General features: G+C 44.3%; 12 protein-coding genes and 1 pseudogene. 6 read left to right on the top strand and 7 right to left on the bottom strand.

Annotated features, from left to right (window positions below):
• On the top strand, nt 1–525 hold a 525-nt coding region (locus V7K40_RS19575), incomplete at its 5' end, for a HEAT repeat domain-containing protein (protein WP_334962555.1).
• A 226-nt stretch (nt 526–751) separates the two neighbouring features.
• Nucleotides 752–973, top strand: a complete 222-nt coding sequence (locus V7K40_RS19570; protein ID WP_334962553.1) for a type II toxin-antitoxin system HicB family antitoxin — start codon at nt 752–754, stop codon at nt 971–973.
• Between the two features lie 76 nt (nt 974–1,049).
• Here the strand turns inward: V7K40_RS19570 and V7K40_RS19565 are convergent, their stop codons facing one another.
• Both V7K40_RS19565 and V7K40_RS19560 read right to left on the bottom strand, forming a co-directional pair.
• Nucleotides 1,050–1,385 carry a XisI protein gene (locus V7K40_RS19565; protein ID WP_334962548.1) on the bottom strand — a complete coding sequence of 112 codons (336 nt, stop codon included), beginning with the start codon at nt 1,383–1,385 and terminating at the stop codon, nt 1,050–1,052.
• Nucleotides 1,373–1,789: a XisH family protein gene (locus V7K40_RS19560; protein ID WP_334962546.1), complete on the bottom strand. Its 417-nt coding sequence runs from the start codon at nt 1,787–1,789 to the stop codon at nt 1,373–1,375. The genes V7K40_RS19565 and V7K40_RS19560 overlap by 13 nt, the downstream gene beginning before the upstream one ends.
• 126 nt (nt 1,790–1,915) lie before the next feature.
• Between V7K40_RS19560 and V7K40_RS19555 the strand changes: the two genes are divergently transcribed.
• Together V7K40_RS19555 and V7K40_RS19550 are read left to right on the top strand one after the other, a co-directional pair.
• Complete coding sequence (locus V7K40_RS19555) at nt 1,916–2,392, top strand: hypothetical protein (RefSeq protein ID WP_334962544.1); 477 nt, start codon at nt 1,916–1,918, stop codon at nt 2,390–2,392.
• Between the two features lie 13 nt (nt 2,393–2,405).
• Nucleotides 2,406–2,810 (top strand): hypothetical protein, encoded by a 405-nt coding sequence (locus V7K40_RS19550; protein ID WP_334962542.1) that lies wholly within the window; start codon nt 2,406–2,408, stop codon nt 2,808–2,810.
• A 48-nt stretch (nt 2,811–2,858) separates the two neighbouring features.
• Here the strand turns inward: V7K40_RS19550 and V7K40_RS19545 are convergent, their stop codons facing one another.
• Together V7K40_RS19545 and V7K40_RS19540 are read right to left on the bottom strand one after the other, a co-directional pair.
• Entirely contained in the window at nt 2,859–3,689 is an 831-nt protein-coding gene (locus V7K40_RS19545; protein ID WP_334962540.1) for a cold shock domain-containing protein, read from the bottom strand.
• Nucleotides 3,690–3,873: 184 nt separating this feature from the next.
• The gene (locus V7K40_RS19540) at nt 3,874–5,703 is read right to left on the bottom strand and encodes a glycoside hydrolase family 15 protein (protein ID WP_334962538.1); all 1,830 of its coding nucleotides are present in this window, start codon (nt 5,701–5,703) and stop codon (nt 3,874–3,876) included.
• Between the two features lie 294 nt (nt 5,704–5,997).
• Here V7K40_RS19540 and V7K40_RS19535 point away from each other — a divergent pair, with 294 nt between their 5' ends.
• Complete coding sequence (locus V7K40_RS19535; RefSeq protein WP_334962536.1) at nt 5,998–6,120, top strand: hypothetical protein; 123 nt, start codon at nt 5,998–6,000, stop codon at nt 6,118–6,120.
• A 246-nt stretch (nt 6,121–6,366) separates the two neighbouring features.
• Nucleotides 6,367–6,762, top strand: coding sequence for a hypothetical protein (locus tag V7K40_RS19530; RefSeq protein WP_334962534.1), 396 nt, complete (start codon nt 6,367–6,369; stop codon nt 6,760–6,762).
• 138 nt (nt 6,763–6,900) lie between these two features.
• Here V7K40_RS19530 and V7K40_RS19525 read toward each other — a convergent pair.
• The 3 genes and pseudogenes from V7K40_RS19525 to V7K40_RS19515 all read right to left on the bottom strand — a co-directional run.
• A pseudogene (locus tag V7K40_RS19525) lies at nt 6,901–7,326 on the bottom strand (protein kinase); the annotation flags it as partial.
• 289 nt (nt 7,327–7,615) lie between these two features.
• Nucleotides 7,616–9,907, bottom strand: a complete 2,292-nt coding sequence (gene glgB, locus V7K40_RS19520; RefSeq protein ID WP_334962532.1) for a 1,4-alpha-glucan branching enzyme — start codon at nt 9,905–9,907, stop codon at nt 7,616–7,618.
• Between the two features lie 320 nt (nt 9,908–10,227).
• Nucleotides 10,228–10,560 carry a hypothetical protein gene (locus tag V7K40_RS19515; RefSeq protein ID WP_334962529.1) on the bottom strand — a complete coding sequence of 111 codons (333 nt, stop codon included), beginning with the start codon at nt 10,558–10,560 and terminating at the stop codon, nt 10,228–10,230.
• Nucleotides 10,561–10,783 lie beyond the last annotated feature (223 nt).

The raw sequence follows: 10,783 nt of genomic DNA, 5'->3' as shown, positions 1-10,783 counted from the left end.
CGCTCGATTCTCAAAGACCGCGCCACTGCTGATAATGATGAGGATGTGCGAGGTGCAGCCATCGAAGCATTAGCCAGCAATTTCAAAGATGACCCGGACACGCGCTCGTTTCTCAAAGACCGCGCCACTGCTGATAATCAATGGGTTGTGCGACGTGCAGCCATCGAAGCATTAGCCAGCAATTTCAAAGATGACCCGGACACGCGCTCGATTCTCAAAGACCGCGCCACTGCTGATAATCATGAGGATGTGCGAGGTGCAGCCATCCAAGCATTAGCCAAACACTTTAGAAATCAGTCTGAGTTGTTTGAAATTTACTACAACTGCGCTGTCAATGACTCCTTTGAGGGTAGCCATGATCCTTGGTCGCACCCCAATCCCCGACGGGTTGCACTTGAGATAATTATCAAGCAATTTCCTCAACATCCCCAGACTTTACCACTATTGCGCGACAAAGCAGCGAATGACCCAGATGAGCAAGTGCGAAACTTTGCTCAACAGAAGTTAAAGGAGTGGGAAGGGTAAATTTAATATGTCATTGCGTTCGCGAATGCGTCTCGTAGAGAGGAGGAACGACGTTCGCGCAGCGTGTCGCAGACAAGCAATCCCAGTCATTGCGATTGCTTCGTTCCTTTCTACGAGACGCTACGCGAACGCAATGACAGTCCATATTATATTTATTTTTACCCCTCTAAATTAATACACTCCAAAGGCTAGAAGAAATTAAAAAGGCTCAAGAGGAAGAACAAGAATGAATTCTCACTACACAATAATTATTCAGTGGTCTGATGAAGACGAGTGTTTTGTTGTGAGTCTTCCTGAATGGGGATTTTGTCATACTCACGGAGATAGTTACGAAGAAGCTTTCAAAAATGCTCAAGAAGTTTTAGAAATGCTGATTGAATCATCTTTGGCAGACGGTCAACCTCTACCAGAGCCAAAAACACTAGAAAAGTCGTTAAAAGTAGCATAACTCTAAAGAGCGTAGTTTACCGCCGTAGGCATTGCTCAACATCTACCCAAATAATCTAAAGTTCTAGTTCGTTGGCTTAACCAACAGCATAATCTGTAAATTGTCGTTTGAACGGTGAATGAAAGCCGACGACTATATCCTGCTTGGGGATACCTAAATTCGCTAAGTCTTCTCCTACTTCATTTTCTGTACCGTTATGTTGCAGCCACACTTTACCATCTTTAATATCTATATGTAAAAAACAACCATAAACACGGCGCTGATTTTTCCAACCGACATTCACAAGTTGGTAATGGTGATGTTCTGTGTCAAAAATTAATTGAGTTTCAATTTCGGAGTCTTGACTAGCAATTGCAGCGTATTCTTCGAGAAGTTGTTGAATTATTTTTTCATATTCTGTTAGTTTATCCATTCGACAATATCCTCCGTCACAGGCTGATAAGTAATCAATTTAAGTTGATATGTTTTGATAATACTTTGTACAAGTCTGATGGTAAAAAATGACGTGTATGTATCAATGGGAACTGCTAAATAAAGAGTCCGGTCTGGTTCTTGTTCAGATAATGCTAGTCGATAATTAATAAACTGTCCTAAAGCTGTGTGAAATTCTGAAATTACAGACGTTTTAAAAAAGCTTTTAACTTCAACAGCAATTTTTTCTCCCTCTCTTTCTGCTGCAAGAATTTTTTCTGCTCCTAAGTCTATGTACATATCCCCTAACTCAAAACTAACGGGTAAGGGATCATGGGTAATTTTCCACCCTTCTTTTTCTAATGCTTGCCTGACTGCATTGTGAAAGATATCTCTGGCTGGCATAATACAACATCTTAATCAAATATACTAAAAATTCTAATAAAAAGATGTGCCCTTGCATTTACTCTGGGAATTATATACTTAGCAAATATTGCTACTAACTCTCTATTATCCTCAGGTAATTATACGATGGCTGATCAAAAGATTGCAGGCACTCTTTCGCCAGAAGATATCCAAGAAATTAAAGCAGCGCTACAAATAATCGAACAAAAGATGCCTTTTCTCATTGTTTTAACTGCACAAGAACGCCGCAAGTTATTCAAAATGGGCGATAAAAGCCTAGCTTTTGTTACCAATAGCGTCAACGCTGCTCAGTCTAACCCTGAAATTTTCCCAGCTAGCTTTGACATTGAGGAATTTATCCGGGATTATCAACTAGCCACCATATTCAGCGAACTTTTAATCTCAATCCGGCAACTCACCGAACAAGTAGATGATACCCTATTGGCAGTCGGTAGCAAAGCGATGCTCGGTAGTTTGACAGTTTATGATTATGTCAAGACAGCAGCGAAAAAGACTCCAGGTTTAAAGACTGTAGCAGAACTGTCGAGCGATCGCTTTAAAGCTATTAGTAAAGGTAGAGCTGCAAAAACTTTCGGCTGTTGATAAATTAATACTCGTGAACGAGTCTTTTAACTCCGTTGATCCACCTTTGATACTCGTGAACGAGTCTTTTAGCTCCGTTGATCCACCTTTGATACTCGTGAACGAGTCTTTTAGCTCCGTTGATCCACCTTTTATACTCGTGAACGAGTGTTTTAGCTCCGTTGATCCACCTTTGATACTCGTGAACGAGTCTTTTATCTCCGTTGATCCACCTTTGATACTCATTAACGAGTCTTTTAGCTCCGTTGATCCACCTTTGATACTCGTGAATGAGTCTTTGAACTGGATTCATCCACCTCAGAACTCCCTTAACGAGTTATTATACTTAACAAACAACTACTTTCAGCCTTCAGTAGTGCGCTTTTCCTTGAGTAAATGCAGGGTGATCGTGCCAACACCTTTGGCGATCGCTTGCTAGTAAACCGCTATAATTCAGGTGAGCCAAATACAGTTAAGTATCAAAGGTTTAATGTTGCTTGTGAATATTACGCGCCGTTAGACCAAACTTACTGTCAACCAGTTCAAACTTTACGGGTGTTCCAGCTTGTAGCGTGCGGTATCCCTCGCCTGGAATGGCAGTGAAATTGAAGAAAATTTCCTTGCCCTGATCCGTGACAATCATGCCACTGCCTGCTTTGAGATCAAACCAGCGTATAGTCCCCTGCAATACGGGAAGTCCGTTTGCTCCCAACGGTGGTGTTCCATTGATCCACGCTTGTTGAGGGATGCGAATTTGTTTTACTTCTGGTGTATCATAGGCTTCATACTGATAGTCCGATCGCTTCTCCATAATCGCTCGCAGATCGTGTCGCAGTTCTTCAATTGTGGGTCGTCCTACAAAGAACCAGCCATTATAAATTTTATAAATCGTTAAGTCAGGATAAAGTACAAACGTATAAGGTTGAGCGCGATAAGCGTATTCTCCTTCTGTTTCATCGAGGATGTTGATCTGTTTGATCAATTCACGTTTCTCATCCGAAAAAAATTGCCACTGTGCACCCAAACCCGCTCGAAAGGCGGCTTGGACGAGCGGTGGATCAACTCCGATTGTCACTAGCTTGCCGTAGTTTACCGCGAGTTCATTCTGAAATTGCACCAGCTGGGGAAGCTGTTGGCGATCGCGGGGACAGAAGAATCCTCGGTAGAAAATTACAATTAGCGGATAGCCATCCGTGAAGCCTAAATACTGATCCATGAGACTAGGTTGAGTAAAGTAAGAGAGTTTTACCCACTCGTTCTCATGGTTTAGTAATTCAACATCAGGAAACCTGTCACCGATGTGCAAGTTCGTGGTCATGAATCAATCCTCTCTAGATATTGGGACAGTTCCCTATGTCCTCACCGATTAATAATCGCGCCAAGCTCGGCAACGCTTCGCCAAATGATATCTGCTGTTTCCATGCGTTGCTTATCCTCTCAGACAAAGCGAGTTTTTCATCATTCATAATGCTTGTTGCACATTAACAAAGGCGTGCCAATCTTTAATCTATCGCTCCAAGTGCCTTATCCAAATTCCATGCCGCACTAATGAGAGATAAATGCGTAAAGGCTTGCGGAAAATTTCCCAGTGCCTCACCGCTAGCACCCGTCTCTTCGCCATACAGTCCCAAGTGATTGGCGTAACTGAGCATCTCCTCAAACATTAATCGAGCTTGTTCTAACCGGGCTGGATCGACTCGTCCAGCTCGTGTCATCGCCTCGACTAGCCAAAACGTACACAGGTTGAATGTACCCTCTTTCCCACTCAAACCGTCGCTGCTCATGCCCGGGCTATAACGATACACTAGACCGTTGGAGACCAATCCACCTGCCTCTGGAGGACGATTAATCGCATCCAATGTCGCTAGCATTTGAGGATCACTGGGCGCGAGGAAGAACACCAACGGCATGATTAAACTGCTGGCATCCAGCGCATCGCTGTCATAATGCTGAACAAAAGCGCCCTGCTCCTCATTCCATCCTTTCGTCATAATTTCTTGATAAATCTGATCGCGCACCTTGAGCCAGCGATCGCGATCAGCAGGAAACGAGCGCTTATCGGCTAATCGCAACCCCCGATCAAGTGCCACCCAACACATGAGTTTGGAATACACCACCTGTTTGCGTCCGTCTCGTGGTTCCCAAATGCCTTCATCTTCTCGCTGCCAGTTGTCACACACCCAATTTAGCAACTGTTCTAGATGAGTCCAGAGCTTGTAAGAAATCGCTGTGCCGTACTTGTTGTAGAGATACACTGCATCCATCAACTCACCATAAATATCAAGCTGCAACTGATTATAAGCAGCATTGCCAATCCTTACAGGATAGGAATCTCGATAACCAGACAAGTGTTGCAAAATTTCTTCATCCAAGTTTTGGCGTCCATCAATGCCATAAGCTAACTGTAATGGGCCGTTCGGTTTCATTTTATAGCAGCGGTGTTCCAGCCAATTCATAAACTGCGTGGCTTCTTCGGTGAATCCGATTCGTAACAATGCATACAGTGTAAACGCCGCATCGCGAATCCAGGTATAGCGATAGTCCCAATTGCGTTCACCGCCAATTTCTTCGGGTAATCCAAACGTAGGAGCTGCGATGATCGCTCCTGTTGGTTCATAGGTGAGCAGTTTGAGTACTAGTGCCGATCGCTCTACCATCTCACGCCATCGTCCTTTATAGTTGCATTGGGAAAGCCAATGCCGCCAGTATAGTACTGTGCTTTCAAACATTTTGATCGCTTCACTTTTAATCAGAGGCAATCCACATCCAGCGTCCGGTTCAATCTCTCGCAGCCCAAACACGACCGCTTGTCCAGCTTTCAGTTCAAACTCAGCCCAGACACCCCGGTCGTCCTGTTCAAGGGGAATGTCCGTAACTAATCCCAAACTGAGTGTAGGTGAGATGAAACACGCGCCGCCGGATGTTAGTTTGGTTTCATGTTGATCGCGAACATAGTTAAAGGCGGGATAGCACTCCAACCGAAACCTCATACTACAGCGAATCACCCTGACTTGTCGAATCAACCAGCGATCGCCTAAATCAGATCCACTAACGGGCATGAAGTCAATCACTTCTCCGACACCGCATGGTGAGAGAAATCGGGTCACTAAAACATTCGTGCCAGGATAATAAAATTGCTTATGCTTGACGCTTTCGACACAAGGCGCTATCTGGAAATGCCCACCTTTTTCACTATCGAGGAGCGCTGCAAATACGCTTGGTGAGTCGTGTCTGGGAAAACAAAACCAGTCGATCGACCCATTTAGCCCCACTAATGCTGTGGTGTGCATATTGCCGATGATGCCGTAGTTCTCGATCGGTTGATAGCTCATTTGGTTAGCTCTTTTCCCTCACTCCATAAATCTCCAGCAGGTAGAATACCTAACTGTTGCATCATGCCGAGGTCAATATAACGCTCAACAAGAACTTTGTTTTGCTTTGACATAGGATACCGTCTTCACCATGAAATTAGGGAGTAGAGGAGGTACTTTTACTAAGCAACGAGCGCTCCTCTGGGATTTAGATTAACGCAAGATGATTATTGATTAGAACCAGGCATTATCTCGGAGTTATTATCCCACATTCTGCGGTTAGGTTGAAATCTCGGTATTTTGTATAAACAAACTATGACAAGGGTTTCAAATCTTGAAGCTATATTCTGCACTCTGCGATCGCCTTGGCATCAAATCAACGGAACAGACATTGATGTGATCACCCAATCTCTAGCCACTCAATGGTCTACTCTATAAAAACCACCGATGCAATCGCGAGCCTTCAAACTCACAGATTTGCTATATAAGGGATTGGATGGAGTTGTCGAGCCTGATGATGCTAGGCATTTACCTGAAGGTAGCGATAGACTCCAGGCTTAAAAACTGTAGCAGAACTGTTGAGCGATCGCTTTAAAGCTATTAGTAAAGGCAGAGCTGCAAAAACTTCTGGCTCTTGATAAATTAATACTCGTTAATGAGTCTTTTATCTCCGTTCATCCACCTTTGATACTCATTAACGAGTCTTTTATCTCCGTTCATCCACCTTTTATACTCGTTAACGAGTCTTTTATCTCCGTTCATCCACCTTTTATACTCGTTAATGAGTCTTTTAGCTGCATTCATCCACCTTTTATACTCATTAACGAGTCTTTTAGCTGCATTCATCCACCTTTTATACTCATTAACGAGTCTTTTATCTCCGTTCATCCACCTTTTATACTCGTGAACGAGTCTTTTAGCTGCGTTCATCCACCTTTTATACTCGTGAACGAGTCTTTTAGCTCCATTCATCCACCTTTTATACTTGTGAACGAGTCTTTTAACTCCATTGATCCATCTTTGATACTCGCGTTACCCTTCCCCAACCCTCCTCTTCACAAGTCGAATTACTCCCCTTAATCCCCCCGATTGGGGGGAAATGATAAATCTGGTTCCCTCCCCTTTATAAGGGGAGGGTTAGGGAGGGGTAGTTTTATTATGGATAATTCAGCGAACTTGACATAACACACCCGACAATTAATCTAAATTCTTTTTAACCAATAATTCCCGAATCTTGTACTCACTAAAGATTCCCTGGTGTTGTAATTCTTCTAATAAATTCTGCCCTTCCACATACTGCTGCACCAAATACAAGCGCTTATCTTCCTCGAAATATGCAAACAGCGTCGGAATTTGGGGATGTTCTCCTAACTGTTGCAGTCGCCTTGCTTCTTTGAAATAATTCTGTTACCTTGTAGAGTGCGCCAGTTCCCTGTACCTGCGGTGCAAATTGTTTGATGACGCATATTTCATTGAACTTTTCAACGTCTTCAGCCAAATAAGTTTTACCAAATCCCCCGCTACCCAATACTTGGATAGGGCGATAGTGTCGCAATATTACCAGGGGAATTCCACAGTTGGCGCAAAACTTTGTCTCTTCAGAACAGGGGGATTGTGGCAAGACGAGTTGAGGCAACATATCATACAAACTGCATCTATCTACAGATAGATTCATTTTTAGCTAGCAAACAGCTACTGTCAGCTTTCAGTAGTGCGCTTCTGGTGAGTACTAGGTATAATTCCACTGGTAAATGCAGAGCGATCGCTAGTTGAGAAATAGACACTGCACAAACAATTATCGCGTTTTGATTCAGTAAATAGACCACGCTTGTAAGGGCACAGCATTGCTGTGCCCCTACGATAGATGTGGTTGAAATAAATGAAAACTTCTAGTTTTGAATACTTCTGGGTGGGCAATGCCCACCCCAAATTGTTATCCAATTACCTCAGCAGTCTTCTCCTTATCCAACTTGAGAATCAGCACACCCAAAGGTGGCAAACACAAATCCAGCGAATAGGGATGACTGTGCAAAGACCAATCATCCGTCCACTTACCACCTAAGTTGCCCATATTGCTGCCGCCATATTTACGCGCATCACTATTGAACAACTCGGTATAAAATCCCTTTTGCGGTACACCGATGCGGTAGTGAGAATGGGGTTGCGGTGTAAAATTGCAAACCACGATCGCAAAATCATCAGAATCCTTGTCACGACGCATGAAGGCAACTACACTATGGCGGTTATCACTACAGTCAATCCACTCAAACCCCGCTTGGGCAAAATCCTGCGTGTACAAAACTGGTTCAGAACGGTAGAGATGGTTCAATTCCTGGAAAAACGTTTTTAACTGTTGGTGGGGTTCATCCTGCAATAAATACCATTGCAAATCAGTCCAATCATTCCACTCACCCCACTGCCCAAACTCCATGCTCATAAACATGGTTTTTTTGCCTGGGTGAGCAAACATATAGGTAAATAAACAACGCACATTTGCAAACTTCTGCCATGTATCCCCCGGCATTTTACCGATGATATTACTCTTGCCATGCACCACTTCATCGTGAGACAGGGCCAGCATGAAGTTCTCGCTGTGGTTATACCACATACTAAAGGTGATATTGTTTTGGTGGAACTGACGGAACCAAGGGTCCATGTGGAAGTAATCCAGCATGTCGTGCATCCAGCCCATATCCCACTTCAAGTTAAAGCCCAGTCCGCCTGTGTAGGTGGGCCAAGATACCATTGGCCAGGAAGTCGATTCTTCAGCAATTGAGAGAGCACCGGGGAAATAGCTGAAGATCATGTGATTTACCTGACGCAGAAAATCAGCTGCTTCTAGGTTTTCTCTACCGCCATACTGGTTGGGCAGCCATTCTCCTGGTTCGCGGCAATAGTCGTTATAGAGCATCGAGGCAACAGCATCGACACGAACCCCGTCAATGTGGTACTTGTCAAACCAGAAGAGAGCATTTGCTGCTAGGAAATTAGTAACTTCATGGCGACCGTAATTGAACACCAAAGTACCCCATCCTTTATGTTCACCTTTGCGGGGGTCAGCGTGTTCGTATAGGTGGCTACCATCAAAGAAAGCTAAACCATGTCCATCTTTGGGAAAGTGACCAGGAACCCAATCTACAATTACCCCCATATCATTTTCATGACATTTGTCAATAAAATACATGAAATCTTCGGGGCTGCCAAAACGGGAGGTGGGGGCATAGTACCCAGTTACTTGATAACCCCAAGAACCATCAAAGGGATGCTCCGCAATCGGTAGCAATTCTATATGGGTGTATCCCAAGTCTTTGGCATAAGGAATCAGTTTTTCTGCCAGTTCCCGGTAGGTAAGGAAGCGTGCGCCCGGCTTCAGTCCAGAAACAACAACTACAGGTTCGGTTTCACCATTTGGCAGTTTAGCAGGTTCAGCACTCGAAGCATGTAACCAAGAACCTAAATGCACTTCGTAGACTGAAACTGGCTGGGTAAGGGGGTCAGTGTGACGCCGCTTTTCCATCCAGTCTTCGTCATTCCAAGTATAAGCATTTAAATCAGTGACAATGGATGCAGTTTTCGGGCGAAGTTCCTGTCGGAAACCGTAAGGATCTGATTTTTCGTAAATGTGCCCTTCAAAATTTTTGATTTCATATTTGTAATGCTCTCCCACACCGATTTCAGGAATAAATAATTCCCAAATCCCCGTGGGGCCTTTACGCATCTGGTGTTTACGCCCATCCCAGAGGTTGAAATCTCCCAGCAATGAAACATTACGGGCGTTGGGTGCCCAAACAGCAAAATAAACGCCCTTAACGCCGCCTATTTCCGTGGGGTGCGCTCCCAGTTTTTCGTAAATCCGGTGATGGTTGCCTTCACTAAATAAATGCAAGTCAAAGTCTGTCAAGTTGGGAGAACGGAAAGCATAAGGGTCATAGGTGACACGCTCATTTTCCCCTTCTTTAATGCGTAACTGGTAGTTTGCCAGTTCTGGAGTGTCAATCGTGCATTCAAAAAAATGGGGATGATGCACTGTTTGCATTGGATATTCCTTGCGTTCTTCAGGAAGAACAACCCATGCTGCACTTGCATTTGGTAGGTAGGCCCGCACAGCCCAGACAGTTTTGCCATCTTGTTCTATGGGATGAGAACCTAGTATTTCAAAGGGATCGTTATGCTGATTCCAAACGATACGGTTAACCTGTTCAGAGGCGATCGTGGTCATGGACATGAGGCTACCTAAATGAAATAACGTGATTGACTAAATCTACTTTTTTAACATCTATATATATTTATATATTCTTTACATTTATTTGCAATTTTGTCGTCACCGTTATCGTACCTCAGAATGAGTCATCAATCTTTTTGGAACATGGGGGAGCCACTGCGGTCTTCTCCCATTCGTGAGAGGCTAGCGCCTGCCGTAGGATGCCCGTTCGCCGCAAGCGTTAGGGAAGGGCTGTAGGGGTCTCCCCAAGTGGAGCAAGTGGCGTCATTGGCTAAACAGGGGATGGGGGAAAGCTCTTGACTTTTGACCCTTGAGTAATTTATTCAAAAATTTAAAAATGGGAAAAACTGCAATAATGTTTTACGTACGCGAAGCAAGAAAATCTGTTCCCGAATTTTGGGGTCTAGTTTTGGTGGCGGGACTTCTTGCAGCTGCGCTTGCAATTGGACGTATTCGGCAGCTGTTAGGAATTTACCATTAATAGGCGATCGCGCTTCTATGATAATCTTTGTCCGTAATATTTCTTCTGGTGTATCCTCTGGTGGCGGTAATGCTATTACCGCTGATCCCCAATGGCTACTTAATCCAACCAACATTGCACTAATTACAATTACACTTAATAATTTTATCGCCTTTCTCGCTTTAACTCTTCCCATCTCCTGGACTGCGTTCACAACGCAGGATGAAAATCTGTTTTTCCCATGCCCCATGACGCCACTTGCTTCTCCCTACAGCCCTTCTCAAGACAGGAGATGCTCTTGCGTTCGGGCATCCTACGGCAGGCGCTAGCCTCTCACGAATGGGAGAAGGGGAGATAGCAAGATCCCCGTAGGAGTACAAGCCGGGAAACCTGGACAACGCAGTGGCTCCCCCATACCC

Source organism: Nostoc sp. (assembly GCF_036917195.1).
In the GTDB taxonomy this organism is placed as follows: domain Bacteria; phylum Cyanobacteriota; class Cyanobacteriia; order Cyanobacteriales; family Nostocaceae; genus Nostoc.
The sequence above is the reverse complement of the archived record's forward strand: the minus strand, read 5'-3'. Positions and strand labels throughout refer to the sequence as shown.

What these genes read in the sequence shown, in the direction of transcription:
- glgB (WP_334962532.1), bottom strand. Translation starts at nt 9,907, where the DNA reads ATGTCCATGACCACGATCGCCTCTGAACAGGTTAACCGTATCGTTTGG.
- V7K40_RS19560 (WP_334962546.1), bottom strand. Translation starts at nt 1,789, where the DNA reads ATGCCAGCCAGAGATATCTTTCACAATGCAGTCAGGCAAGCATTAGAA.
- V7K40_RS19570 (WP_334962553.1), top strand. Translation starts at nt 752, where the DNA reads ATGAATTCTCACTACACAATAATTATTCAGTGGTCTGATGAAGACGAG.
- V7K40_RS19535 (WP_334962536.1), top strand. Translation starts at nt 5,998, where the DNA reads ATGACAAGGGTTTCAAATCTTGAAGCTATATTCTGCACTCTGCGATCG.
- V7K40_RS19565 (WP_334962548.1), bottom strand. Translation starts at nt 1,385, where the DNA reads ATGGATAAACTAACAGAATATGAAAAAATAATTCAACAACTTCTCGAA.
- V7K40_RS19555 (WP_334962544.1), top strand. Translation starts at nt 1,916, where the DNA reads ATGGCTGATCAAAAGATTGCAGGCACTCTTTCGCCAGAAGATATCCAA.
- V7K40_RS19545 (WP_334962540.1), bottom strand. Translation starts at nt 3,689, where the DNA reads ATGACCACGAACTTGCACATCGGTGACAGGTTTCCTGATGTTGAATTA.
- V7K40_RS19540 (WP_334962538.1), bottom strand. Translation starts at nt 5,703, where the DNA reads ATGAGCTATCAACCGATCGAGAACTACGGCATCATCGGCAATATGCAC.
- V7K40_RS19515 (WP_334962529.1), bottom strand. Translation starts at nt 10,560, where the DNA reads ATGGGAAGAGTTAAAGCGAGAAAGGCGATAAAATTATTAAGTGTAATT.